Source organism: Mycolicibacterium sp. MU0050 (assembly GCF_963378085.1).
GTDB lineage: Bacteria > Actinomycetota > Actinomycetes > Mycobacteriales > Mycobacteriaceae > Mycobacterium > Mycobacterium wendilense.
Map to the genome: position 1 here is coordinate 1,975,267 of NZ_OY726395.1, position 24,404 is coordinate 1,999,670.

Sequence of the window (24,404 nt, forward strand, 5' to 3'; positions counted from 1 at the left end):
CCACAGCTGCACAACAGCGAACGGGCGAAATCCTACGGCACCCTTTGCTGAATCCGCATCCGATCACTGGATTGTGGGCACGCCACCCGTCACGGGCAACACCAGACCCGAATCCTGATCGCAGTCCGGGCCCCCGTTGCCGGTGTAACAGTCGCTCTGGGAGCAACCCTGACCGAGCTGCCGACAGTCCTCGTCGGGCGTGGCCGCCGCGGTGATGACGAAGAGGATCGCGAGCGGGGCCAGTAGACCGCCGGACCCGGCAACTGCGCGACGAACTGTGGATCTCTGCATGGCTGGCTCCTCAGTTGCGTCCAGGCTACTCCCGGCAACCTGCGCAGATGCCGGTTTGTGCCATTTGCCGCAGCGGGCGCGGGCGGCTCAGCCGCCGCACACCACCCGGGGGATCGGGTCGTAGACCACGGTGTGGGATTCGGTGCGGGTCCGTCCGGTGGTGATCTCGCGCAGGGTGCGGGTGTCGGTGATGGTGAATCCCGGGCCGCCGCTGCTGGGGGTGCAGGCCTCCCCGGCGGGGATCCGGACGGTGTTCGGGCTCGTGGGACGGCTGCGCGAACTTTGCGAGGAGCTCACCTCGTAGCGCTTGATGCCGACCACCCGCACGGTGATGGAACTCGACGTCCACACCGTCTGGATCTGCACCGACGTCGGACCCTCGTTGCGGAACTTGACGTCCAGCACGTCGCCGAACACCGTGGCCTCCCGGCCGGCGGGGTAGCGGCTGATGTAGTAGCTGTGCTCGTGGTGCTCGACGTCCTCCATGCCCGCGAAGTACCCGGCGTTGAACAGGGTGGTGGCCAGCTGGGAGACGCCGCCGCCGACACCGCGGGAGGGTCGGCCGTTCTTGATGGTGCCCGCCTCTACGTAACCGGACGCGGCGTCGCGCGGATTGGTTGCCTCGTTGAGGCTGAACGTTTCTCCCGGCCCGACGACGATGCCGTCGATCTGCTCGGCGGCGCGCCGGATGTTCCTGCCGGAGTCCGCGGAGAAGCCGGTGGTCTGGAACTCACCGATGACCTCGACGGGGCCGAGTTCGTTGATGTCGTCGAAGGTGAACGTCGGCTCCTCGTCGACGTACTCCGCGGTGATCTCCCGGTCTTCGGTGCTGGTGAGCACCGTGAGCAGATCGGAGAGGGTGCTGTCGTAATCGACGCGGCGGCCGGGTTGTTCACGCACCTTCACCGGCGGGGTGACCGAGAAGTCGATGTCGGCGTCGCGCCGCTCGGTCTCCGAGTCGGCCAGTTGCGGGCGCAGCGCGTCGATGATCAGGTTCTGGTCGAGCTCCGGGGACAGTTCCCCGTCCTCGACGCGGAAGGTCAGCGCGGCGGCGATGACCTGCTCGGAGATGACTGCGCGGGTGTCCTTGTCGCCGTCGACGGTGATCGGTCCGGACACCGCGGGGGTGGCGATCTCACGCAGGGCGGTCTCGACGTCGTCGGCGGTGGTGCTCGGCGGTGTCTCGACCGTCGGCAGGTCTACCGGCTCACCGTCGGCCCAGTCCCGCAGGAACACCTCGGCGGCGGCGGTGACGTCGAGCCGCCGGCCGGGCTGCGGGTCCGTGCCAACCGGCTCGCCGTCGACGAACTCGACGGAGCCGTCGACCGGGTCCGAGGCGACCCGGGCGCCGAGTCCCTCCAGCGTCGCCGTCAGCGCCGGCTCGTCCACCGACGCGAGCACGTCGATCGGGCGCGTCACGAAGACCGACGTGAAGCGGGTGATCGGGTTCAGCGGTTGCCCGCCGGCCTGCTCGACGGTCGGGCGTGCGAGCAGCGTCAGGTCGATCGAGGCCGGATCCACCTCGGCCTGTTCGGTGCCCAGCGTGACCGGGACCGGCCGGTCGGCGCGCGGACCGACGACCTCCCGGAGGCGCTCCTCGGCGGCGTCGGCGGTCAGCCCACCGAGCGGCACCCCGGCGGCGGTGACCCCGCGGGGCAGCTTGCCGGAGGTGATCACCAGATCCGCGACGTATAACGTGCCCACCAGGAGGAGGGGGACACCCACGGTCAGATAGAGCCGGCGCCGCTGACGCCATCTGGCGCCGGGCCCCCGCAGGGCGCCTATCGCCAGCTTCCTGGCCCGCATGCTGGACACCTCACACGTCGTCAGGCTCGGTAGGTCCCCAGCCGGCTTTGCTCTGACCGGCTGTTCGCGCGGCGAGCCCCATCTTATCGATCGGCAACATCGTCGCCGGCTAGCAGATTCCCCGGATGCCCCGGCCGCCGGGTCGGCGGTAACAATCGAGGCCCCGGCATCGAGATTCCCAATAGGTATTTCGGGATGGAGACATGACGGACGAAACGCGGCTCGCGGTCGGATTATCGGTCGGCACCACGACCCTGACCGCCGTGACGTCGGACAACGCGGTGCGCAGGCCGCCGGTGTTGACCGTCGGCGAGGCGACGATCACCGATTTCGTCGACCGGGTGGGGGACCCGGTGGGCATCCTGGCCGCCGACGGCTCCAGCCACCGCGCCGAACGGGTGCTCGCCGAGGCGCTGCGCCAGACCGCCTATGCCGCCACCCGCGGTCGCCCGCTGCCGGCACTGACCGCGGTGGCCGTGCCCGCGTACTGGCGTCCGTCGGCCGTGCAGGCCCTCTCCGGCGCACTGGCCCGGATCCCGGAGTGGACGCGCCGCCCCCCGACGGTGCTCTCCGAGGTCACCGCCGCCACCACCGCGCTGCAGCACGACCCCGGCCTGCCGACCCGCGGCGTGGTCGCGCTCTGCGACGTCGGGGGCGGCGGAACCACCATCACGCTCCTCGACGCCGGCCGTGGCCACGCCGCGATCGGCGCGCCGGTGCGGCACCCGGACTTCTCCGGCGACCTGGTGGACCAGGCCCTGCTCACCCACGTGATCGACGAGCTGGCCGGCGCCGGATCGGTGGACCTGGCCAGCACGTCGGCCATCGGCTCGCTGTGGCGGCTGCGCGCGCAGTGCCGGGGAGCGAAGGAACGGCTGTCGGGCGCCGCGGTCACCTCGATGCCGGCGGAACTGCCGGAGTTTCGCGGCGACGTCCGCATCACCCGCAACGAACTCGACGCCGTGCTGCGCGCGCCGCTGGCCGACCTGCTGGCCGCCCTGGACGAGGCGTTGTCCCGCAACGGTGTTCACCCGGCGGACCTGGCGGCGGTGGCCTCGGTGGGCGGCGGCGCCGCGATGGCCGCGGTCACCACGGCGCTCTCGGATCACCTGCGGGTACCGGTGATCACCTCGGCGCGCCCGGCGTTGACAGCCGCCACCGGTGCGGCGCTGCGCGCCTTGCGCGGACCCGACGACGACACCGCCACCAAGGTGGCCGCGGTATTGCCGGCACCCGCCGCAGCGGCGCCGTCGGCCGAACCCACCGTGCAGGGCGCCCTGGCGTGGTCGCAGGCCGAGGACGGGCCGGTTCTCCCCGACGACGACCCGTACGAGGAGTCGCCGGACACCGGGCTGTCCAGCGCCCGCCCCGCGGTGGCGTTCGAGACCGCGGATGTCGCCGCAGAACCGGCCCTGCGCTGGTATCGCCGACCGGCGGCGACGATGGTCGCCGCGAGCGTGGTGCTGATCGGCGCGGTCAGCGCCGTCGGCGTGGTGCTGGTCAACGACAGTGGCGCCGTGCAGGTTTCGGATCCGACCCCCAGCATCAGCACCGCACCGCAGCCCGTCCCGGTGGTGGCCCAGCCTCCGGCCGAGGAACCGCCCGCGCCGCAACCGGTCGTGCAGCAACCCGCCCGCGGGCCCGCGCCCGCGCCGGTGACCCGCACGCGGGTGGTGCAACAGCAGGCGCCCGCGCCGGCGGCACCCGAGCCGCCCGCCCCGGTCACGTCGACCGTCACCGAGACCGTGACGCCGCCGCCCCCGTCGTCGCAGGAACCGGCGCCCCAGGAACCGCCGCCGCCCGCTCAGCAACCGGAGCCGGAGCCGCCCGCCCAGCAACCCGCGCCGCAACCGGACCCGCCGGCGCCGGAACCCGAACCGGAGCCCGCCCCCGAGGCGCCCGCCCCGACGCACCCGCGGTGGATCCCCACGGTTCCCCCGATCCCGACCATCCCGGGGCTGCCGCCGCTGATTCCGCAGCCGCCGCCCGCGGGGTAGCGCCGCCGGAAGTCAGTCCCGGACCCGGGGGTGCTTGCGCAGCACCACCTTGGCCAGCGGGATACGCATCCGTTCGGGGGAGGCCGCCACCTGCTCGGCGATGCTGCGTTCGAGCCGGTCGCACAGCTCGGTGGCGCGCGGATCGTCAGGCCCGCCGGTCAGCGCGGCGGTCAGGCAGCCGAACACCGCCGCGCGCAGGAACGAAGCCCACTTGGCGCCAAGGGCTTTCGCGTCCTTGTCCACGGTGAATTGGTGGAAGTAGCGGTCCTCGGCGTCGAAGATCTCGACGTGCTCGATGGACAGTCCCTCGAAACGGTCCTTCGGCGCGAACGGCGCGGCGAAGTCCTTCGCGCCGCGCCCGGTGATCGGAATCGACATCGCCCGCAGTTCCTCGGCGCTGATCAGCCCGCTGCGCACGGCCTGCGTCAGCCCGGTGTAGACGTGGTCGACCATGGGCAGCAGCCCCGGTTTCCCGGATTCGTCGACGCCCATGGTGAGCACCACCAACCGGCCGTCGCCCACCAGTTCGCGGCCGCGGAAGGCGATGAACTCGTGCCAGTCGTGCGCGGCCTGCCGCTCGCACGCGGCGCGCGCCCGGTCGTCGTCGCTCAGGGCGGGCAGGATGTGATCCGGAATCGTCTGCGGGGTTTTCGACAGCCAGTGGATGGCCCACGACGACCAGCCCAGCGACACGCTCTGCGACGGCAACACCTGCTGGTAGAAGGAACGGCCCACCGCCGAGCAGAACACCGCGGGGTCCTTGAGCAGATAGCTGTCCGGATCCGCGGACAGGGTCTGGAACAAGGCGGTGAAGTCGTTCTGCGGAATGTCGGTGTGCGCCACCAGGATGGCGTGCTCGGCGCGGGTGCGCTCGCGCAGCGTGCGGATGGCCGCGGCCACCGGCAGCAGCGCGTTGTGTCCGGTCGAGGCCCCGTAGTCGGCGATCAGGATCGGGTGCGGTGGCCTCGGTATCGGTACCGCCTTGGCCGCGTCGACGAAAAGATCTATCGCGGACTGCAATCCGGCCGCCTGCAGACGGGCCGCGGCGGTGTAGGTGGGGCTGTCCGGCGACTCCGGCCGGACGACGATGCTCGACTCGCGCACCATCAACTCCGTCGGCGACGCCGCAGCAACAGTCCGATCAGGATCCCCACCACCAGCAGGCCCGCGAAGAAGAACCAGATCGGTGCCGCAAACGTGATCCACAGGATGTGCAGGTCGACGCGCTCGCGGTTCTGGGCGATGAAGATCGCGGCCAGCACCACCAGGATCAGCGCAAACCAATGCCGCAGGGCGAACCTGCGCGCACGCCCCGACGGCGGGGCGGCGGTGTCCTCGGGCGACATGGCGACCTCCAGCGTTGCGATGTGGCCAACCGTAGTCCTCGGCGCGAGGTCGTGACACACTTCGGCCTGTGAAAGCTCAAACACCAGGCATTCTGTTGAAGGTCGGCGTCGGGATGGTCATCGCCGCCGCGGTGATCTTCCTCGTGTCGCTGCAACTCGAGCACGGCTGGCTGCCGTGGCTGGCCGTGGTGGTGCTGCTCAACGGCGTTGCCGACATCACCGTGGGGCTGTGGATGAAGCGCCGCCGACCCGCCGGGTCCTGAAACCACCCGCGGTAGAAGGGGTTCGGGGCCCTAGTGGCCGCGGGCCACCCACTCGTCGTAGTTGACGATCTCGTCGCCGTAGCGGGTGGTGTCCCCGTGCCCGGTGTAGACCACGGTGTCGTGCGGCAGCTTGCCCAGCTTCTCCTTGATGGAGTCGAGGATGGTGGGGAAGTCCGAGAACGACCGTCCCGTGGCGCCCGGTCCGCCCTGGAACAGGGTGTCGCCGGAGAACACCGCGCCGAGGTCCGGGGCATACCAGCACACCGAGCCCGGTGAATGTCCCGGGGTGTGGATGGCGTGCAATTCGATGCCGCCCGCGCGGAGCACCTGGTTGTCGTCGACGGTGCGGAAATCGCTGTCCGGGTGCGTCATCCGCCACAGCATGTCGTCGGCCGGGTGCATCAGGATCGGCGCGTCGAGCGTCTCGGACAGCTGCGGTGCGACGGTGATGTGGTCGTTGTGGCCGTGGGTGCAGACCACGGCGACCACGTTGCGGCCGCCGACCGCCTCGACGATGGGCTCGGCGGTGTGGGCGGCGTCGAACACGACGACATCCTTGTCGTCGCCGACGACCCAGATGTTGTTGTCGACGTCCCAGGTGCCGCCGTCGAGGCTGAACGTTCCGCTGGTGACGACGCGGGTGATGGCGTTGTTCATGTCAGTGCTCATTTCAGTTCCACCACCGAACGCAGGACTTCTCCGGTGTGCATTTTGTGGAAGGCGTCTTCGACGGCGTCGAGGCCGATGCGTTCGGTGACGAATTTGTCGAGGGGGAGTCGGCCTTGGAGGTAGAGGTCGATGAGGGTGGGGAAGTCGCGTTCGGGGAGGCAGTCGCCGTACCAGGAGGATTTGAGGGCTCCGCCGCGGGAGAAGAAGTCCACCAGCGGCATTTCCAGGGTCATGTCGGGGGTAGGGACGCCGACCAGGACGACGGTGCCGGCCAGGTCGCGGGCGTAGAAGGCCTGTTTCCAGGTTTCGGGGCGACCGACGGCGTCGATGACGATGTCGGCGCCGAAACCGTCGGTGAGCTCCTGGATGGTCTCCACCGGGTCTTGCTCGCGGGCGTTGACGGTGTGGGTGGCGCCGAAGTCGCGGGCCCATTCGAGCTTTTTGGCGTCGGTGTCGACGGCGATGATGCGTTTGGCGCCGACGAGGGCGGCCCCGGCGATGGCGGCATCCCCGACCCCGCCGCAGCCGATGACCGCGACGGTGTCGTCGCGGCTGACCGCGCCGGTGTTGATCGCGGCGCCGACGCCGGCCATCACGCCGCAGCCCAGCAGGCCGGCCACCGCCGGGTCGGCGGCGGAGTCGACCTTGGTGCATTGGCCCTCGTGGACCAGGGTCTTGTCGGCGAAGGCGCCGATGCCCAGGGCGGGGGTCAGTTCGGTGCCGTCGGTCAGCGTCATCTTCTGGGTGGCGTTGAAGGTGTCGAAGCACAGGTGGGATCGGCCGCGTTTGCAGGCGCGGCATTGGCCGCAGACCGCGCGCCAGTTGAGGATGACGAAGTCGCCGGGGGCGACGTTGACCACGCCGTCGCCGACGGCTTCGACGGTGCCGGCGGCTTCGTGGCCGAGCAGGAAGGGGTATTCGTCGTTGATGCCGCCTTCGCGGTAGGTCAGGTCGGTGTGGCAGACGCCGCAGGCGGTGATCTCGACGACCACCTCGCCGGGGCCGGGGTCGGGGATGACGATGTCGACGAGCTCAACGGGCTCGCCCTTCTTCCGGGAAATCACACCGCGCACTGTCTGACTCATGGTTACCAACCTAGTGCGTCATGCGAATAACTTCATCTCTGCTCGAAGGCGCGCCAACCGATTAGGCTCGCGGCCGATGAGTGCTCTCGATGTTCTCGATGATTGGCCGGTCCGTTTCGTTGCCGCCGCGGTGGTCGGGCCCGCCGGGGTCCTGGCCCGCCACGGCGACCTGACGGCGTCGTTCGCGCTGGCCTCGGTGACCAAGCCGCTGGCCGCGCGCGCGGTGCAGGTGGCGGTCGAGGAGGGCGCGGTCGAACTGGACACCCCGGCCGGGCCGCCGGGGTCGACCGTGCGACATCTGCTGGCGCACGCCTCGGGGTATGCGATGCACGACGACTCGGTGTTGGCCAAGCCGGGCGCCCGGCGCATCTACTCCAACCACGGATTCCGGGTCGCGGCCGAGGCGGTCGAGACGGCCGCCGGCATCGAGTTCGGTCGCTATCTGGCCGAGGCGGTCTTCGCGCCGCTCGGGATGACCGACTCAGAGTTGGCCGGCGGCGCGGCCGAGGCGGGCTTCGGCGGCACCTCGACGGTGGCGGACCTGGCGGCGTTCGTCGGCGACCTGCTGACCCCGCGCGTGGTCTCGGCGCCGATGCACGCCGAGGCGACCGCCGTGCAATTCCCGGGCCTGTCGGGCGTGTTGCCCGGTTTCGGGTCACAGCGACCTAACGATTGGGGCCTCGGGTTCGAGCTGCGCGGGGAGAAGACGCCGCACTGGACGGGCACCGCCAACTCGGCCGGCACGTTCGGCCATTTCGGCCAGTCGGGCACGTTCATCTGGGCGGATCCGGCGGCGCAGCTGGCGTTGGTGGTGCTGACGAACCGCAATTTCGGGGACTGGGCCTACCCGCTGTGGCCGGCACTCTCTGACGAAGTCCTGAGAGAATTCGGGGCACACTAGCGCAACAGGTGCCACACAGGGCACAATAGACACGCGCGACACACAAACTTGTGATGCTCGTCGGTTCACCGAGGCCGTTGGGGAAGACGTCCCTCGTCGAACTGAAGGAGCAGCCAATGCGTGCGTCGAACCAATTTGCCGACGCGACTACGGGCGTGGTCTACATTCACGCCTCACCCGCGGCGGTATGCCCACACGTGGAGTGGGCCCTTTCTTCGACCCTGAACGCCAGGGCGAAGCTGACGTGGACGCCGCAGCCGGCCATGCCCGGACAACTGCGCGCGGTCACCAACTGGGTGGGCCCCGTGGGCACCGGCGCGCAGTTGGCCAACGCCCTGCGGTCGTGGTCGGTGCTGCGCTTCGAGGTCACCGAGGACCCCAGCGAGGGCGTCGACGGACAACGCTTCTGCCATACCCCCCAGCTCGGCCTGTGGAGCGGCGCGATGAGCGCCAACGGCGACACCATGGTCGGCGAGATGCGGCTGCGCGCGCTGATGTCCGCCGGCGCCGACACCCTGGCCTCCGAACTGGACACGGTGCTGGGCACCGCCTGGGACGAGGCGCTCGAGGACTTCCGCAACGGCGGCGACGGCGCCGAGGTCAGCTGGCTCAGCCGGGGCGTGGGGTAGCGCGGCGGGTTTCAGCCGTCGCGCTGCCAGAGGCAGTAGCCGCTCAGCGTCAGCGTGAACAGCCGGTCGGAGACCGGCACCGTCAGCGTCGCGCCGGGTTCACCCGTCGACGTCTGGGGCGCCGAGGTTTGGCCCGCCCCGACCACTTCGACCTGTTCGGCACGGCATCGCGTGTCGGCGACTTGTGGTGTCCCGGTCCAGGTTCCGGCGCCGATCTCCGGGTTGCGCATGCCGCTGAGCACCAGGTCGGGCCCGGTGGTCAGCCAGCGGTCCGGGGACGGGTAGGGGTCGCGGTAGGGCTGCCAGGTGCCGCCTGCGCATTCGAGCAGGTTCTTGGCCCGGCTCGGGGCGGCATCGGCCGGTAGCGGCAGCGAGGTGAGCGCGCCGGCGAACTGTTCGGCGCACACCGCACCGGGCTGCGGCAGCGGGGGTGGGACCGTCGGCGGCGGATCGGGCTGGGCGTGGGCGCACGCGGTCGCGGCGACTGCGGCGATCGCCGTGGCGGCCGCCGCAGTCAGCGCGGGTGCGTACCTCACGGCCTAGGTGATGGTCAGGCCGCTCAGGTCGGATTCCATGAACTTCACGTTGTAGTTGTTCCAGAAGGACACGTTGTAATACAGGTACTGCTCGTTGCCCTCGCCGGCCGCCGCGGTGCCCGACAGCGGGTGGATCATCGGCGCGTACATGCCGGTGTACTGCCCCAGACCTTGGTTGCGGATCAGGGTGTGGGAGTTCGACCAGGTGCCCTGCGGCGAATCGGACACCCGCATCACCACGTTGTTGCCGCCGTCGGTGTAGGTCACCACGTACTTGTCGAGGGACTCGTTGTACTGCACCGACATCTCGCTGACGTTGCCGCCGGTGGGCAGCCCGCCGACGATGAAGCCGTTGAGGAATCCGGCGAACAGCTTGTTGAGCTGGCCGAGGAAACCGTCCTTGGGCAGGAACGAGATGTAGTTGCTGTTGCCGCCGCCGATCACCGACGTCGCCGCCGACGGGTCACCGGTCACCCAGTTGCCGGTGCCGTCGGCGTTCTCGCCGGCCCAGTACTGGTAGGCGTCCAGGTCGGTGAGCTGGCTTTCGGGGACCCGCGCCAGGTAGGCCGAGCCGGCGCGGCCCGACGGGGTGCCGTACACATAGACGTACTTCTCGGTCTGCTCCGGTGTGGTCCAGGAGTTCGGGTCGTCGTCGGGCCCCTGCACCAGCGCGTTCTGCTGGAAGTTCTGATTGCCGAACTCGAAGGTCTTGTTGGCCCGCAGCCACCCCGAACCCCGCACGGTGTCCGGATCCACGGTCCATGTCTTGCCGCCGTCGGTGGAGACCGCGATCGCCGAGTAGTTGGTGGTCCAGCTGCCCGGGTTGTCCCAGGTGCGCACCGACATCACGGTCGCGTACTGGGTGTAGTTGCCGTGCTCGTCCTGCACCGCGATCGCCGACGTCGGGATCATCGTGTAGGTGGTGCCGAACCAACCGGTGTAGCCGGGGTCGTAGATGATCTGCGCGGCGCCGGCGCGCTGGCCGGTAAGGCCGTACCAGGTGGGGGTCCCGGGCACGCCGGGCCCGGCGCCGGCGTGGATCAGCGCGTCCCGGAAGCTCAGGCCGTCGCTCAGGTCGGTGTCGACCGAGCGCAGCAACACGTTGTTGCGCCAGCCGGTGGTCATGCCCGGGTCGTCGAAGGTGTCGCCGAACAGGGTGTAGACGATGGGCGTCCCGTCCTCCTCGTAACCGCCGACCCACATGATGCCCAGGTCGGTGCCGCCGACGTACCAGTGGTTGGCGGGAGTGTTGGGGCCGGTGATGAAGCCGAGGTCGTTCAGTATCGAGGTTCCGGAGATCACCGGTGCCTCGGTCAACCCCGGGTTGGCCTGCCAGGCCGGGGTGTCGGCGGCGGTGACGGCGGCTGCCGGCGCGAAATCCGTGGCGGCCGCGGGGGATTCGGCGTCGGTGGCCGACGTCAGCGCGGTCCCGTTGGGGTTGACCAGGCGTTCGGATTCCCGGCGCGCCCAGGCGGCCATCGCCCACAGCGCCGCCGACGGCCCCGGAGCCACCGGGCTGGTGCCCGCGGCCAGCGGCGAGAGCCCGGCGGCCACCAGCAGTGCCGACACCACCGAGGGCGCGCTGAGTTCGGGCTGCTCGGCGGCCTCGGCCTCGACGTCCGGCTGCGCCGCCGCTTCGGCGAACGCCGTGACCGGTGCGGGTGTCAGGGCCCGGGCGGTGGTGAGCGACTCGGCCACGGAGGAGATCGCCGCCAGCCCACGCTCGCCGGCCTCCTCGCGGACCTCCCGCAGCCTCAGCGTCACGTTCTTGGCGCGCTCCGGCGCCGACAACTTCGGCAGGGTGTTCACGGCCGCGGGGGTGACCACCGCGGGTTCGGCGACCTCGGTGTTGCTCTTCCTCGGGGTCGGGGCCTGTTCGGGTGCGGGCTGCTCGGGACGGGGCCGCACGCCGAGCGGTCCGCGCGGCGCGTCGAGCGCCTCGGTGGCGGCCTCGCCGGCGTGCTCGGTGACGTGAGAGGTGGCCTTGTCGATCCTGGCCTCCAGCGCGGCGCGCCGGTCGTTGATCCGGGTCTGGGTCTGCTCCAGGCGGGACTGCGTGCGTTCCAGCGCCTTCTCGGCGCGCGCGACGCTCTTCTCGGTTTCCTTGCGGACCCGCTCGCCCAACCGTGACAACGGGCCCTTACGCGAGGACGCGTCCTTGCCGCTGTCGCCGTCGTCGCTCGACGACTTCGACGTCGCGGAGGTCTTCGAGCCCGAAGTGTCACCGGAGCCCGCGGAGTCCGAGCTGCTCGAGGACTGCGACCCGCTGCTACTGCCGGAGCTGCCGCCGGATTCGTCGGCCCAGGCCAGTCCGGTACCGGTGGTCAACGCGGTGCCGATACCGAGGGCCACCGCGAGGGCGCCGACGCGGCCGATGTATTTGCTCGATTCCATGACGCTCCGTGTTTGCTCAAACCACAACCCGACGTGAGACAAGGTACGGCGAGCCCGGGCCCGCCGACCACATCTTCAATAGAAGTCTCAAAGGTGCATAGGTTTGCCCACAGATTTCGTTACCGCCGAGACCGACGAACTGCCGCAAACTACTCGGTGGGGTTGACCCCTGATGGTGGACACCTGACTGGTGGGACTGCTGGTCCCACGGGAAGGATGTCCGTATGTCGGGCAAGCGGAAGAAGTACACCCCGGAGTTTCGGGAGCAGGCGGCCCGCTTGGTGATCGAGACGGGCCGGCCGATCGCGCATGTGGCCGCGGAGATCGGTGTGGGTGAGCAGTTGCTGGGGCGCTGGGTGCGGGTGGCCCGCGAGGCCGCTGGCGCAGGCGATAATGGTGCGGTGCTTGATTCTGATGAGCGTGCCGAGTTGGAGCGGCTGCGCAAGGAGAACGCTGAATTGCGTTTGGACCGGCAGTTTTTGAAAAAAGCCGCGGCCTTCTTTGCCTCCGAACAGAACCAGTAGAGGCCTACGGTCTGATCGAGGCGGAGAAGGCCAATTACGCGATCACCCGGATGTGCGAGCTGCTGGACGTGTCGCGGTCGGGGTTTTACAAATGGCGCAAGTCCCAGGCCGCGGGACCGTCGCCGGCGGCGCGGCGTCGTGCCGAGTTGGATGTCAAGGTCGCGGCCTTGCATGAGGCCTCCGATGGGGTCTATGGGGCGCCGCGCATCCTGGCCGACCTGCGCGATGCCGGCGAGACCGTGTCACGCAAGACGGTGGCTGCCTCGCTGCGCCGTCAGGGTCTGGCCGGGATCAGCCCACGTACGTTCGCCCCGGTAACCACCGTGGTGGATCTGGACGCGCCGCCGATCCCTGACCTGGTCAAACGTCGATTCGATACAGGCCGTCTGGATGGGGTGTGGACCAGCGACATCACCTATCTGCGCACCGGTGAGGGCTGGTTGTACCTGTGCGCCGTGCGTGACGGCTGCAGCCGGCGGGTGATCGGCTGGGCCATCGATGAGCACCTGCATACCGACCTGGTCGAGGACGCGGTGGCGATGGCGGTGGCCATGCGCGGCGAGTTGGCCGCGCAGGTGGTGTTCCATGCTGACCGCGGATGTCAGTACACCAGTGCGCAGTTGGCACGGTTCGCCCGCAAGCATGATCTGGCCCGCTCGGTGGGCCGCACCGGGGTGTGTTGGGATAATGCTCAGCAGGAATCATTCTGGGCCACAATGAAAGTCGAGTTCTACGACCGCTACTTGTGGCCCACCAAAGCAGCCGCTAAGCTCGCCGTCGGCGACTGGATCGAACGGGTCTACAACCGCCGACGGCGCCACTCTTCGATCGGGATGATCACCCCGGTCGAGTACGAGAACCGGATCACTCAGACGGCACAAGCCGCCTGACCGAGTGTCCACCCAATGGGGTCAAGCCCACTCGGACTTTGTGGCCCGTTCGGGGGTTTGGGCGAAAGCGGGGTGCAAGAGGGGGAGGGCGGCGGGGACCGCGGTGATCTCCGCCGGCAGGGGACAGGCGTAGTCGCCGTCGGCGTAGGCGTTGATCCCCGGGCACTCGACCGCCACGCTGCGGGCGCGCCGGGTGCTGACGGTGTCGAGGTCGACGTGGGTGCCCTTGAACACGGTGGGGAACAGCCGGACGAGTCGGGTGCGTGAGGCCGAGCTGATCATCGTGACGTCGAGCAGGCCGTCGGTGGGGTCCGCGCCGGGGCAGATCAGCATGCCGCCGCCGTAGCTGCGGGTGTTGCCGATCGCGGCCATGGTCAGCTCGGTGTCGATCGGGGCGGCGCCGTCGAACGACAGCCGGAACGGCAGCAGCCGCAGCCGCGACAGCTCGGCGAGCATCGCCAGGTTGTAGCGCATCCGGCCGTGCGGCCACCGCATCCGGTTGGCGCGGTCACTGACCAGGGAATCGAAACCCGTTGCCGCGACGGTGCCGAACCACTTGCGGGTGCCGTCGGTGCCCTCGATGAGCCCGAGGTCGACCGTCCTCACGTGGCCGTCGGCGACGACGTCGGCGGCGGCCTCCGGATCGCCGGTGGGGATCCGGTATTCGCGGGCGTGGTCGTTGCCGGTGCCGGCCGGGACGATGCCCAGCGGGATGTCGTGGCCGGCCAGCTCCTGGAGCGCCAGCGCGATCGCACCGTCGCCACCGACCACCACGAGCGCGTCGGTGCCGAGGTCGAGCTGCTCACGCATCAGCTGTCGGGCGTGTTCGGCGTCGCGGCCGACGACGGCGGTCACGTCGACGCCGCGCTGTTGCAGTCGGGTGATCGCCCGTTGCGCCGCGTGCGGCGAGTTGCCATGCCCGGATGCCGGATTGGTCAGCACCGTCACCCGGGAGATGGCGGCGGTCACGGAATCAGCTTGCCCGGGTTGAGGATTCCGGCGGGATCCAGCGACGCCTTCACCGCGCGCAGGATCTCGACCCCGAGCGCGCCGACCTCGTCGGTCATCCATGGCCGGTGGTCGGCGCCGACGGCGTGGTGGTGGGTGATGGTGCCGCCGGTGCGCATGATGGCCTCGGAGGCCGCCGTTTTCGCGGCGGCCCACTGCGCCATCACCTCGGCGGCGGTGGCGCCGCGCTGCCCGGCGACGACTGTGAAGTACAGCGAGGCACCCGTCGGATACACATGGGAAATGTGGCACATCACCAGCGCCCCCGTGCCGGATTCGGCGAGCGCTCCGGTCAGCGCGGTGGTCACGGCGGCCTTGAGGGTCTCGAGGTTCGACCAGCTGGTCGCCGTCTCCAGGGTCTCGCACAACGCCCCGGCGGCCAGCAGCGCGTCGCGCAGATACGGCGCGGAGAATCGGCCCTGCTCCCAGGCCCGCGCGGGCGCCTCGCCCAGGGACGTCGCGCCATGGGCGGTCAGCAGCGCGCGCGTCTCGGCGTGCCGGCTCTCGGTGTGCTCGGCCGTGCCCTCGAACAGTGTGATCGCCAGGCAGCCGCCGGTGATCTGCTGCTCGCCGATGTGGTCGGTGGTGGCCAGGTTCACGCCGGTCTCGGCCTCGTCGGAGAGCCGGATGACAGTGGGGCCGGTGCCGGTCTGCACCACCGCGCGCAGCGCGGCGGCGCCGGTGGCGAAGTCCGGAAACGACCACGCCTCATAGCGGGTGGTGGCCGGCACCGGGTGCACCCGCACCCGCACCCGGGTGATGATGCCGAACACGCCCTCGGAGCCGACGATCAGTTGGCGCAGGTCCGGTCCGGCCGCCGACGCGGGCGCGCGACCCAGGTCCAGCACCCCGGCCGGGGTGACGGCGGTCAGTCCGCGGATCATGTCGTCGAACCGGCCATAGCCGGCCGAGTCCTGACCGGAGGAGCGGGTGGCGGCGAACCCGCCGATGGTGGCGAACTGGAAACTCTGCGGGAAGTGACCGAGCGAGAAGCCGCGCTCGCCGAGCAGCGCCTCGGCCCGGGGGCCGGTGACCCCGGCCCCCAATCCGGCCTCGCCGGAGACCTCGTCGAGATCCAGCAGCGCGTCGAACCGCCTCAGGTCCAAGGTGATTGCGGCCGAGAACGGGCCGCGGATGGGATCCAGGCCGCCGACCACGCTGGTGCCGCCGCCGAACGGGACGACGGCGATGCCGTGCTCGGAGCAGTACCGCAGGATCTCGGTGATCTCGTCCTCGCTGCCGGGGGCGAGCACCGCGTCCGGGGCGTCCTGCTCGCCCGGGTCGGTGCGGCGCAGCAGGTCCAGCGTGGACTTGCCGCCGGCCCGCAACAGACGGGCCCGGTCCTCGACGCTGCAGTGGGCCGTTCCGACGATGTCGGCCAGCGCCGCGCGGTCGGGTTCGGTCAGGCTGGACGGCCGGACCCGGACCTCGTCGAGTTGGAGTTCGGGGCGCGTGGTCGCCGTGACGCCGAGCGCCTGGGCCAGCAGCGCGCGGATCCCGTCGGACAGCGGCTTGGCCGCGGCCGGGTCACCCCAGGCATTCCATTTCATCGGCGGCAGACTCATGCGTTACAGTATTACAGATGCTGTCAAACAGTAATGATCGTCCGGACGTCGCGGACCGCATCCTGGCCGCGGCGGCCAGCTGTGTGCGCGATTTCGGCATCGACCGGGTGACGCTGGCCGAGATCGCGCGGCGCGCCCGCGTCAGCCGGCCGACGGTCTATCGCCGCTGGCCCGACACCCAGGCGATCCTGGCGGCCCTGCTCACCCGCCGGATCACCGAGGTGGCCGCCGAAGTGCCCCGGACCGGCACCGACCGGGCCGCGATCGTGGCCCGGATCGTCGAGGTCGGTCAGCGCCTCGGCCGCGACGACCTGCTGATGGCCGTCATGCATTCGGCGCCCGAGTTCGCGATGATCTACATCACCGAGCGGCTCGGCACCAGCCAGCAGTGGCTGATCGACGTGCTGGCCGCCGACCTGAAGACCGCGCAGTCCGGCGGCAGCGTGCGCGCCGGGGATCCGCGCCAGCTGGCCACCATGGTCCTGCTGATCACCCAGTCGACGATCCAATCAGCGCAGATCGTCGAACCGATCCTGACCGCCGACGCGCTGGCCGTCGAGCTCGCCCACGTACTGAACGGATACCTGAGCAATGGCTAGCTCCAGCGCGCTGAGCGCGCACCGGCGCCGGACCGAGTTGGCCGAACTGGCCGACGGCATGGTGCCCGACCTGCTGGTCGTCGGCGGTGGTATCACCGGAGCGGGGATCGCGCTCGACGCGGCCACCCGCGGCCTCGACGTGGTCCTCGTCGAACGGCACGACCTGGCCTTCGGCACCAGCCGGTGGAGCTCCAAGCTGATCCATGGCGGGCTGCGCTACCTTGCCACCGGCAACGTCGGCATCGCTCGTCGCAGCGCGGCCGAGCGCGGAATCCTGATGTCGCGCAACGCCCCTCACCTGGTGCGCGCGATGCCGCAGCTGGTGCCGTTGCTGCCGAGTATGGGACGCGCTCAACGCGCGCTGGTGCGCACGGGATTCCTTGCCGGTGACGCGCTGCGCCGGCTGGCCGGGACCTCCGCCTCGACCCTGCCGCGGTCGCGGCGCGTCGATGCCCAGCGTGCCGTCGAGCTGGCGCCGACGGTGTTGCGCGACGGGCTCGACGGGGGACTGCTGGCCTACGACGGACAACTGATCGACGACGCGCGGCTGGTGGTCGCGGTCGCGCGCACCGCCGCCCAGCACGACGCCCGCATCCTCACCCGGGTGGCCGCCAGCGACCTCACCGGCACCTCGGCCCGGCTCACCGACACCCTGACCGGGGAATCGTTGGACCTCACCGCCCGCGCGGTGATCAACGCGACCGGGGTTTGGGCCGGCGAGCTGGACCCGTCGCTGCAGCTGCGGCCCAGTCGCGGTACCCACCTGGTGTTCGACGCCGCCGCGTTCGGCAATCTCGTTGCCGCACTGACCATCCCGATTCCCGGCGAGCTGAACCGGTTCGTCTTCGCGATGCCCGAACAACTCGGCCGCGTCTATCTCGGCCTCACCGATGAAGACGCGCCCGGTCCGATTCCCGACGAACCCCAGCCGACAGACGACGAGATCGACTTCCTGCTCGACACCGTCAACACGGCCCTGGGCAGCAAGGTGTCCCGCGCGGATGTGCTCGGGAGTTTCGCCGGGCTGCGGCCGCTGATCGACACGGGGGCGGGAAAGACCGCCGACATCTCCCGTAACCACGCCGTCATCGATGCGCCCTCGGGCGCGATCAGCATCGTCGGCGGCAAGCTCACCGAGTACCGGCACATGGCCGAGGACGTCCTGGACCACACCGTGGCCGTGCGCGGGCTGGCTGCCGGGCCGTGCCGCACGCGGAACCTGCCGCTGCTGGGCGCGCCCGCGAACCCGGGGGCGCGCATCGCGTCGCTGCCGACCGCGCTGCCGTCGTCGCTGGTGGCCCGTTACGGAGCCGAGGCGGCGAAGGTGATCGCGTCGGCGACGTGCGAGCGCCCCGCGGAGCCGGTGGCCGAGGGGATCGACGTGACCCGCGCGGAATTCGAGTACGCCGTCACCCATGAGGGCGCCCTCGACGTCGGTGACGTGCTGGACCGCCGCACCCGGATCGGTCTGGTGGCGGTCGATCGCGAACGCGCCGTTGCGGCCGCCGAAGAGTTCGTGGGGACCTGAGGCGGGTCAGCGCGCCGGTTGCGCGTCGTGGACACCCCTCCAGACGTCGACGGCTGTCTGGACGTCGATGCTCAGCGCCGAGCAGAGACCGACGACGGTCCCGAACCCCGGACTGGGCATCCGGCCGACCTCGATTTTGCGGTATATAAATACCGAGACGGAAGGGCGCGCGTGATCGAACTGAAGTCCCCCAAGGAGATCGACAAGATGGCCGTCACCGGCCGCTTCGTGGCCGAGACGCTGACGGCGTTGTCGGAACACGCCGCACCCGGTGTCAACCTGCTGGACCTGGAGCAGCACGCCCGCAAGCTCATCGAGCGGCGCGGCGCGGTGTCCTGCTACTGGGACTACGCCCCGTCCTTCGGCAGCGGGCCGTTCCGCAACGTCATCTGCCTGTCGGTCAACGACGCTGTGCTACACGGCCTTCCGTTCGACTACGTGCTGCGCGACGGCGACCTGCTGAGCATGGACTTCGCGGTGTCGATCGACGGGTGGGTGGCCGACGCCGCGGTGTCGCTGTCGGTGGGCACCGGCTCGGCGGCCGACGCCAAACTCATCGAGTCGACCCGGGAAGCGCTCGCGGCCGGCATCGCCGCGGCCGTGCCCGGCGGACACCTCGAGGACATCTCGGCGGCCATCGGCGGGGTCGCCCGCCGCCACGGCTACCGGGTGAACATGGACTTCGGCGGACACGGGCTGGGCCGGACCATGCACGAGGACCCGCACGTGCCCAACCGCGGCAAGCGCGGCCGCGGCCTACGACTGCGGCCGGGGATGACGCTGGCGCTGGAGCCGTGGTGGTCGGCGACGACGGAGAAGATCGTCTTCGATCCGGACGGCTGGACGCTGCGGATGGCCGACGGCTCGCACGGCGCGCACTACGAACACACGATCGCCATCACCGAGGATGGCCCGCGGATATTGACGACGCTCTAGCGAGCGGCTACCTCACAGCGGGATGTTCTTGTGCCGGCCGCGCCGCGCCGGCGCCTCGGCCAGCGCCTGGGTCAGCACGCTGCGGGTCTGCGTCGGGTCGATCTTGGCGTCGACGACACCGATCTCGATGGCGCTGTCCACCCCGCCGGCAATCCGCTCGTGCTCGATGGCCAGCTCCTCGTGCAGCGCGTCCCGCTCGTGATCGGCAGCGGCGGCCAGCTTCTTCTTGTGCAGGATGCCGACGGCGGCCTTGGCGCCCATCACGGCGACCTCGGCGTCCGGCCAGGCGAACACCTTGGTGGCGTTGAGCGACCGCGAGTTCATCGCGATGTAGGCGCCGCCGTAGATCTTTCGGGTGACCAACGTGACGCGGGGGACCGAGGACTCACCGAACGCGTGCAGCAGCTTCGCGCCGCGCCGCACCACGCCGCCCCACTCCTGGTCCACGCCGGGCAGGTAGCCCGGCACGTCCACGACGACCACCAGCGGGATGCCGAACGCGTCGCACAGCCGGACGAAACGTGCCGACTTCTCGGCGCTTTCGGAGTTCAGGCAGCCACCGAGGCGCAGCGGGTTGTTGGCGATCACGCCGACCGAGCGGCCGGCCAACCGGCCCAGACCCACCACGATCGACGGGGCCCACTTGGACTGGAACTCCTCGAACGGCACATCCTCGTCGAGCAGGGCGTTGATCAGCGGGTGCACGTCGTAGGCGCGGCGGGCCGACTCCGGCAGCAGCGCCTTGAGGTCGGTGTCGCCGGCCTCGGCCTTGCTGCGATCGAAATGCCCCTGCTGGCAGAACAATCCGACCAACCGGCGCCCGCGCTCATAGGCGTCGAGCTCGTCGTCGGCGACGATGTGGCACACGCCGGACTTCTTGTGGTGCGCCTCGGGACCGCCGAGCGACACCATGTCGACGTCCTCGCCGGTGACGCTGCGGACCACGTCGGGACCGGTGACGAAAACCTTGCTGTCCGGGGCCATCACGATGACGTCGGTCAGCGCCGGGCCGTAGGCCGCGCCACCGGCGGCGAAGCCGACCACGACGGAGATCTGCGGAATGTAGCCGGAGGCGCGGATCATCGCCTCGAAGACCAGGCCCACCGCGTGCAGGGCCTTGACGCCCTCGGCCAGCCGCGCGCCGCCGGAGTGCCAGATGCCGACGATCGGGCTCTGCTCGGCGATCGCGACGTCGTAGGCGTTGACGATGTGGCGGCAACCCTCGACACCCATCGCCCCGCCCATCACGGTGCCGTCGGTGCAGAACGCGATCGTCCGCACGCCGTTGACGGTGCCGGCGGCCGCCAGCACCCCCGAGCGGTCCCGTTCGTGCAGCAGCTCCACGCTGCCGTCGTCGAAGAAGGTGGAGAGCCGCAGCAGCGGATCGCGCGGATCCAGCGACTCGTTTACCGCGTCGGGGGCCATGGTCGTCATCTAATCTCCTAAGCCGAAACTGGCTCTAGTACTTGCCGAAGGCGAGTGCGACGTTGTGCCCGCCGAATCCGAATGAGTTGTTCACCGCGTACCGGAAGTCACCGGTCCGCGGCTCGCCCGCCACCACGTCGAGATCGATCTCGGGATCGAGATTCTTCAGGTTGAGGGTGGGCGGGATGACCCCGTCACGCAGCGCCAGCACGGTGAGGATCGACTCGACGGCGCCGACGGCGCCCACCGAGTGCCCCAATGCCGACTTCGGTGCGTAGACCGCGGGTCGGTGGCTGCCCATCGCGTTGTTGATCGCCTTGCCTTCGGCGACGTCGCCGACATTGGTGCCGGTGGCGTGGGCATTGATGTGGTCGATGTCCTGGGGTTGCAGCCCCGCGAGCTCGACGGCGCGCGAAATCGCGTGACCGGCGCGCGCACCGTTGGGGTCCGGGGCCACCATGTGGAAGCCGTCGGAGGTGACCGACGCGCCCATGATGCGGGCCAGGATGTTGGCGCCGCGAGCCTTGGCGTGCTCCTCGGTCTCGATGACCATCAGCGCGCCGCCCTCGCCGAACACGAAGCCGTTACGGTCCTTGTCGAACGGCCGGCAGGCGCCCGGCGGGTCGTCGTTGGTGTTGGACAACACGATGCGCATCTGCGCGAACCCGGCGATGGGCACCGCTTCGATCTTGGTTTCGACACCGCCGCAGATGGCCATGTCGGCCTCGCCGTAGACGATGTTGCGCCAGGCGTTGGCGATCGCCTCCGAACCGGAAGCACACGCCGAGATCGCGGTGTTCACACCGGCTTTGGCGCCACGCTCCAAGCCGACGACGGCGGCCGCGCCGTTGGGCATGTACATCTGCACGACCAGCGGTGAGACCGCCCGCAGACCCTTGGCCCGCATGCCGTCGTAGGCGAAGACCAGTTCCTCGGCCGAACCCAGGCCGGTGCCGATGGACACCATCAACCGATTGGTGTCGACCTCGGGTGAGCCGGCGTGCTCCCACACACGCCGGCCCAGCACCGTGGCCATCTTCTGTAGATAGGACATACGTCGGAGTTCGACTTTGTTCAGTTCGCCGTCGAAATCCTCGAGCAGGTGCCCCCCGATACGCACCGGTAGGTCGTACTCCTCGACGAACGGATCCTCGAGCTTGCGGATCCCGCTCTGACCGTCAAGGAGTGCCTTCCAAGTCCCCTCCGCGTCGGTTGCCAGGGCCGTCGTCATGGCGACGCCGGTGACAACCACGTTCGGGAGACCGTTTCCAGTAGTAACTCCCATTGCTCCTGCGTTTGTCCCTTCGTGATCCCGACTCAGTACTTCCCGAAGGCCAGCGCGACGTTGTGCCCGCCGAACCCGAAGGAGTTGTTGATGGCGTACTTGTAGTCGCCGTACCGCGGTTCACCCGCGACCACGTCGAGATTGATCTCCGGGTCCGGTGTCTCGTAGTTCAGCGTGGGGGGAATGACCCCGTCACGCAGTGCCATCACCGTGAGCACCGACTCGAGGGCGCCCACCGCGCCGATCGAGTGACCCAGCGCCGACTTCGGCGCGTAGACCGCGGCGTGCTCGCATCCGGCGACCCGGATCGCGTTGGCCTCGGCGGTGTCACCGATCGGAGTGGCGGTGCCGTGCGCGTTGACATGGTCGATGTCCTTGGCGGACAGGCCCGCCAGCTCCATCGCCCGGGTCATCGCCCGGCCGGCCCGCAGGCCGTCCGGTGACGGCGCAACCATGTGATAGGCGTCCGACGTGATGCCGGCACCCATCAACCGAGCCAGCGGCTTGGCGCCGCGGGCCTTGGCGTGCTCCTCGGTTTCGATGATCATCATGGCGCCCGCCTCGCCGAACACGAACCCGTCGCGGTCCTTGTCGAACGGACGAGAGGCCGCCTGCGGATCCTCGTTGCGGGTGGACATGGCGCGCATCATCGAGAACGCCGCGATGGGCAGCGCCTCGATGCCGCCTTCCACGCCGCCGCAGACGGCGAAGTCGGCGTCACCCATGACGATCTGACGCCACGCGTGGGCAATGGCCTCCGAGCCGGAAGAACAGGCCGACACCGGGGTGATGACCCCGGCGCGGGCTCCGAGCTCCAGGCCGGCGACCGCGGCCGCGCCGTTCGGCATGATCATCTGAACGGCCAGCGGCGACACCTTGCGGGGGCCGCCCTCGTTCATCAGGTCGTAGGTCTCGACGATCTTCTCGCCGCCACCCAGACCGGTGCCGATGACCACGCTGAAGCGATCCGGGTCCACCTCGGGCTTGCCCGCGTTTTCCCAGAGCCGCCCGGCGACGAGCTTCGACATCCGCTGGACATACGACATCCGTCGCAGGTCCAGGCGGGTCATGTGGTCGTCGACCGAGTCGACGAGATGACCGCCGATGCGCACCGGCAGGTCCCACTTGGTGACGAAGTCGTCCTCGAGGACGCGGATTCCGCTTTCGCCGGCCAGCAGGCCCTTCCACGTGCTCTCGATGTCCGCGGCGAGCGCCGTGGTGGCCTCGATGGCGGTCACCACGACGTTCGGGAAGCCTCCGTTAGCAGTGGAAGGTCTGGTCATTCCGAGCCAAACTTCTCGCGCAGGGCGGCGGCGGCCTCGGGGTTCTCTTCCTCGAGCTTCTGGATGTAGGACACGACGTCACCGACGGTGCGCAGGCCCGCGAGGTCCTCGTCGGGGATCTTCACGCCGTACTTGTCCTCGGTCTGCACCGCGATCTCCACCATCGACAGCGAGTCGATGTCCAGGTCGTCGACGAACGACTTCTCCGGGGTGACCTCGGAGGGCTCGATACCCGTGACCTCTTCGATGATCTCGGCGAGACCGGCGATGATTTCTTCTTGGCTGGCGGCCACAGTGTGGCTCCCTTCATTCTTTTTCTTGATGTCCCGAGAACGGATGCGCTACGGGGTTGGTGCGTATGTGGTTGTGCTAGTGGACAATTCGCGCCTTTAGAGTGCAGGCAGTCCGTCCAGGTCCGCGGGGGTCTTGACGGCATGCGTCGGGACGCCCCGAAGTTCGCGCTTGGCGATGCCGACCAGCGTTCCGGCCGGCGGGAACTCGACGATGGCGGCGAGTTCGCGTTTGCCCATGGTCTGGGTGCACAGGTCCCAGCGGACCGGGTTGGTGAGCTGAGCGACGAGCTTGGTCATGGCGTCGTCGGCGGACGCGACGGCCTGGCCGTCGGCGTTGCTCAACAGGGTCACCCCGGAGTTCACCTCGGAGCTCGCCACGGTGGCCGCGGCGGCCGAGTAGCCGTCGGTGGCCGAGGCCATGAAGTGCGTGTGGAACGCCCCGGCGGTGGCCAGTTGGCGCACCCGGGCCTTGGCCGGCGGGTTCTCGGCGAGCTTGGCCAGCGCCTCGAGGCGACCGGCCGCGACGATCTGGCCGGCGGCGTTGCGGTTGGCGGGGACCAGGTCGAGGTCGGCCAGCGCGGCGAGCACCTCGGACTCGTCGCCGCCGAGCACCGCGGACATCCCGGTCGGCTCGGTGTTGCAGGCCTTGGCCATCTCGGCACCGCGGGTGGCGGCCAGCTTGACGGCGTCGTCGGCGCTGATGACGCCGGCGATCGCGTAGGCGGCGATCTCGCCGACGGAATGGCCGGCGACCACGAGTTCCGCGGTGGACAGCAGGCCCCGGCGGGTCAGTTCCCGGTGCGCGAGCAGGGTGGTCGCGACCACCAGCGGCTGGGTGACCGCGGTGTCGGTGATCTCCTCAGCGGTCGCGGTGGTGCCGAGTCGAGCCAGGTCGAGGCCGCTGATCTCGGACCAGCCGGCCAGCTGCTCGGTGGCGCCCGGGAGTTCCAGCCACGGGGTCAGCATCCCCGGAGTCTGGGAACCCTGCCCGGGGGCGAGCAGCGCAATCACAGGTGTCGTTTCAGGCACATGATTAAGAGAACACTGTGAAGGCTCATTTGCGGGGTGTAAGACATTATGAACCTTGTCTTATGTTTTTGTGGAGAGCCTACAAAACGGCACGTGATGCGACGTCATCGAGATCGGACCGC

At 69.8% G+C, this 24,404-nt stretch carries 23 protein-coding genes; 8 read left to right on the forward strand and 15 right to left on the reverse strand.

The annotated features are described in order from the left end of the window. Positions 1-63 precede the first annotated feature (63 nt). Positions 64-291 carry a hypothetical protein gene (locus R2K23_RS09220; RefSeq protein WP_316516165.1) on the reverse strand — a complete coding sequence of 76 codons (228 nt, stop codon included), beginning with the start codon at positions 289-291 and terminating at the stop codon, positions 64-66. An 87-nt stretch (positions 292-378) separates the two neighbouring features. Continuing rightward, positions 379-2,097: a VanW family protein gene (locus tag R2K23_RS09225; protein WP_316516166.1), complete on the reverse strand. Its 1,719-nt coding sequence runs from the start codon at positions 2,095-2,097 to the stop codon at positions 379-381. A gap of 203 nt (positions 2,098-2,300) precedes the next feature. Here R2K23_RS09225 and R2K23_RS09230 point away from each other — a divergent pair, with 203 nt between their 5' ends. Beyond that, a complete protein-coding gene (locus R2K23_RS09230; protein ID WP_316516168.1) occupies positions 2,301-4,094 on the forward strand; it encodes an Hsp70 family protein in 1,794 nt (597 codons plus the stop codon). Positions 4,095-4,106: 12 nt separating this feature from the next. Here the strand turns inward: R2K23_RS09230 and R2K23_RS09235 are convergent, their stop codons facing one another. Both R2K23_RS09235 and R2K23_RS09240 read right to left on the reverse strand, forming a co-directional pair. Beyond that, the gene (locus tag R2K23_RS09235; RefSeq protein ID WP_316516169.1) at positions 4,107-5,198 is read right to left on the reverse strand and encodes a class I SAM-dependent methyltransferase; all 1,092 of its coding nucleotides are present in this window, start codon (positions 5,196-5,198) and stop codon (positions 4,107-4,109) included. A gap of 2 nt (positions 5,199-5,200) precedes the next feature. Then, positions 5,201-5,440, reverse strand: a complete 240-nt coding sequence (locus tag R2K23_RS09240; RefSeq protein ID WP_316516171.1) for an LPXTG cell wall anchor domain-containing protein — start codon at positions 5,438-5,440, stop codon at positions 5,201-5,203. A gap of 68 nt (positions 5,441-5,508) precedes the next feature. Here R2K23_RS09240 and R2K23_RS09245 point away from each other — a divergent pair, with 68 nt between their 5' ends. Next, positions 5,509-5,703 (forward strand): hypothetical protein, encoded by a 195-nt coding sequence (locus R2K23_RS09245; RefSeq protein WP_316516172.1) that lies wholly within the window; start codon positions 5,509-5,511, stop codon positions 5,701-5,703. A 30-nt stretch (positions 5,704-5,733) separates the two neighbouring features. Here R2K23_RS09245 and R2K23_RS09250 read toward each other — a convergent pair whose 3' ends face one another. Further along, positions 5,734-6,360, reverse strand: a complete 627-nt coding sequence (locus R2K23_RS09250) for an MBL fold metallo-hydrolase (protein ID WP_316517165.1) — start codon at positions 6,358-6,360, stop codon at positions 5,734-5,736. 8 nt (positions 6,361-6,368) lie between these two features. Next, a complete protein-coding gene (locus R2K23_RS09255; RefSeq protein ID WP_316516173.1) occupies positions 6,369-7,457 on the reverse strand; it encodes an S-(hydroxymethyl)mycothiol dehydrogenase in 1,089 nt (362 codons plus the stop codon). Between the two features lie 76 nt (positions 7,458-7,533). On the opposite strand from R2K23_RS09255, the gene R2K23_RS09260 reads away from it, so the two are divergent. Both R2K23_RS09260 and R2K23_RS09265 read left to right on the forward strand, forming a co-directional pair. After that, entirely contained in the window at positions 7,534-8,358 is an 825-nt protein-coding gene (locus R2K23_RS09260; RefSeq protein WP_316516174.1) for a serine hydrolase domain-containing protein, read from the forward strand. Positions 8,359-8,474: 116 nt separating this feature from the next. Then, positions 8,475-8,987: a DUF3145 domain-containing protein gene (locus R2K23_RS09265; protein ID WP_316516176.1), complete on the forward strand. Its 513-nt coding sequence runs from the start codon at positions 8,475-8,477 to the stop codon at positions 8,985-8,987. Between the two features lie 11 nt (positions 8,988-8,998). Here R2K23_RS09265 and R2K23_RS09270 read toward each other — a convergent pair whose 3' ends face one another. After that, positions 8,999-9,523 carry a hypothetical protein gene (locus R2K23_RS09270; protein ID WP_316516177.1) on the reverse strand — a complete coding sequence of 175 codons (525 nt, stop codon included), beginning with the start codon at positions 9,521-9,523 and terminating at the stop codon, positions 8,999-9,001. Positions 9,524-9,526: 3 nt separating this feature from the next. Then, the gene (locus R2K23_RS09275) at positions 9,527-11,917 is read right to left on the reverse strand and encodes a DUF4185 domain-containing protein (RefSeq protein ID WP_316516178.1); all 2,391 of its coding nucleotides are present in this window, start codon (positions 11,915-11,917) and stop codon (positions 9,527-9,529) included. 224 nt (positions 11,918-12,141) lie between these two features. Between R2K23_RS09275 and R2K23_RS09280 the strand changes: the two genes are divergently transcribed. Then, a protein-coding gene (locus R2K23_RS09280; RefSeq protein WP_109560046.1) for an IS3 family transposase occupies positions 12,142-13,331 on the forward strand; the annotation gives its coding sequence in 2 pieces (ribosomal slippage) (positions 12,142-12,400 and positions 12,400-13,331; 1,191 coding nt in all). Positions 13,332-13,352: 21 nt separating this feature from the next. Here the strand turns inward: R2K23_RS09280 and R2K23_RS09285 are convergent. Next, positions 13,353-14,300, reverse strand: coding sequence for a diacylglycerol kinase (locus tag R2K23_RS09285; protein ID WP_316516179.1), 948 nt, complete (start codon positions 14,298-14,300; stop codon positions 13,353-13,355). Continuing rightward, positions 14,297-15,889, reverse strand: coding sequence for an FAD-binding oxidoreductase (locus R2K23_RS09290; RefSeq protein ID WP_316517166.1), 1,593 nt, complete (start codon positions 15,887-15,889; stop codon positions 14,297-14,299). Before R2K23_RS09290 ends, R2K23_RS09285 begins: the two co-directional genes overlap by 4 nt. A gap of 32 nt (positions 15,890-15,921) precedes the next feature. Here R2K23_RS09290 and R2K23_RS09295 point away from each other — a divergent pair, with 32 nt between their 5' ends. The 3 genes from R2K23_RS09295 (at position 15,922) to map (ending at position 18,967) form a co-directional block, all read left to right on the forward strand. Next, positions 15,922-16,503: a TetR/AcrR family transcriptional regulator gene (locus R2K23_RS09295; protein WP_316516180.1), complete on the forward strand. Its 582-nt coding sequence runs from the start codon at positions 15,922-15,924 to the stop codon at positions 16,501-16,503. Further along, on the forward strand, positions 16,496-18,031 hold the full coding sequence (locus R2K23_RS09300; protein WP_316516181.1) for a glycerol-3-phosphate dehydrogenase/oxidase: 1,536 nt from the start codon (positions 16,496-16,498) through the stop codon (positions 18,029-18,031). The genes R2K23_RS09295 and R2K23_RS09300 overlap by 8 nt, the downstream gene beginning before the upstream one ends. Positions 18,032-18,202: 171 nt before the next feature. Next, entirely contained in the window at positions 18,203-18,967 is a 765-nt protein-coding gene (gene map / locus R2K23_RS09310) for a type I methionyl aminopeptidase (protein WP_316516182.1), read from the forward strand. Between the two features lie 12 nt (positions 18,968-18,979). Here the strand turns inward: map and R2K23_RS09315 are convergent, their stop codons facing one another. The 5 genes from R2K23_RS09315 to R2K23_RS09335 all read right to left on the reverse strand — a co-directional run bounded on the left by R2K23_RS09315 (position 18,980) and on the right by R2K23_RS09335 (position 24,264). Next, positions 18,980-20,401, reverse strand: coding sequence for an acyl-CoA carboxylase subunit beta (locus R2K23_RS09315; RefSeq protein ID WP_316516183.1), 1,422 nt, complete (start codon positions 20,399-20,401; stop codon positions 18,980-18,982). A gap of 25 nt (positions 20,402-20,426) precedes the next feature. Continuing rightward, positions 20,427-21,677: a 3-oxoacyl-ACP synthase KasB gene (kasB, locus tag R2K23_RS09320; protein ID WP_316516184.1), complete on the reverse strand. Its 1,251-nt coding sequence runs from the start codon at positions 21,675-21,677 to the stop codon at positions 20,427-20,429. Positions 21,678-21,709: 32 nt separating this feature from the next. After that, the gene (gene kasA, locus R2K23_RS09325) at positions 21,710-22,960 is read right to left on the reverse strand and encodes a 3-oxoacyl-ACP synthase KasA (protein ID WP_316516185.1); all 1,251 of its coding nucleotides are present in this window, start codon (positions 22,958-22,960) and stop codon (positions 21,710-21,712) included. After that, positions 22,957-23,253 carry a meromycolate extension acyl carrier protein AcpM gene (gene acpM, locus R2K23_RS09330; protein WP_003884427.1) on the reverse strand — a complete coding sequence of 99 codons (297 nt, stop codon included), beginning with the start codon at positions 23,251-23,253 and terminating at the stop codon, positions 22,957-22,959. The genes kasA and acpM overlap by 4 nt, the downstream gene beginning before the upstream one ends. A 96-nt stretch (positions 23,254-23,349) precedes the next feature. After that, on the reverse strand, positions 23,350-24,264 hold the full coding sequence (locus tag R2K23_RS09335) for an ACP S-malonyltransferase (protein WP_316516202.1): 915 nt from the start codon (positions 24,262-24,264) through the stop codon (positions 23,350-23,352). Positions 24,265-24,404 lie beyond the last annotated feature (140 nt).

Excerpts from the sequence above, each read along its gene's own strand:
- R2K23_RS09315 (WP_316516183.1), bottom strand. The coding sequence starts at position 20,401 with ATGACGACCATGGCCCCCGACGCGGTAAACGAGTCGCTGGATCCGCGC.
- R2K23_RS09275 (WP_316516178.1), bottom strand. The coding sequence starts at position 11,917 with ATGGAATCGAGCAAATACATCGGCCGCGTCGGCGCCCTCGCGGTGGCC.
- R2K23_RS09240 (WP_316516171.1), bottom strand. The coding sequence starts at position 5,440 with ATGTCGCCCGAGGACACCGCCGCCCCGCCGTCGGGGCGTGCGCGCAGG.
- R2K23_RS09265 (WP_316516176.1), top strand. The coding sequence starts at position 8,475 with ATGCGTGCGTCGAACCAATTTGCCGACGCGACTACGGGCGTGGTCTAC.
- R2K23_RS09300 (WP_316516181.1), top strand. The coding sequence starts at position 16,496 with ATGGCTAGCTCCAGCGCGCTGAGCGCGCACCGGCGCCGGACCGAGTTG.
- R2K23_RS09295 (WP_316516180.1), top strand. The coding sequence starts at position 15,922 with ATGCTGTCAAACAGTAATGATCGTCCGGACGTCGCGGACCGCATCCTG.
- R2K23_RS09220 (WP_316516165.1), bottom strand. The coding sequence starts at position 291 with ATGCAGAGATCCACAGTTCGTCGCGCAGTTGCCGGGTCCGGCGGTCTA.
- kasA (WP_316516185.1), bottom strand. The coding sequence starts at position 22,960 with ATGACCAGACCTTCCACTGCTAACGGAGGCTTCCCGAACGTCGTGGTG.
- kasB (WP_316516184.1), bottom strand. The coding sequence starts at position 21,677 with ATGGGAGTTACTACTGGAAACGGTCTCCCGAACGTGGTTGTCACCGGC.
- R2K23_RS09255 (WP_316516173.1), bottom strand. The coding sequence starts at position 7,457 with ATGAGTCAGACAGTGCGCGGTGTGATTTCCCGGAAGAAGGGCGAGCCC.
- R2K23_RS09225 (WP_316516166.1), bottom strand. The coding sequence starts at position 2,097 with ATGCGGGCCAGGAAGCTGGCGATAGGCGCCCTGCGGGGGCCCGGCGCC.
- R2K23_RS09290 (WP_316517166.1), bottom strand. The coding sequence starts at position 15,889 with ATGAAATGGAATGCCTGGGGTGACCCGGCCGCGGCCAAGCCGCTGTCC.
- R2K23_RS09250 (WP_316517165.1), bottom strand. The coding sequence starts at position 6,360 with ATGAACAACGCCATCACCCGCGTCGTCACCAGCGGAACGTTCAGCCTC.
- R2K23_RS09230 (WP_316516168.1), top strand. The coding sequence starts at position 2,301 with ATGACGGACGAAACGCGGCTCGCGGTCGGATTATCGGTCGGCACCACG.
- R2K23_RS09260 (WP_316516174.1), top strand. The coding sequence starts at position 7,534 with ATGAGTGCTCTCGATGTTCTCGATGATTGGCCGGTCCGTTTCGTTGCC.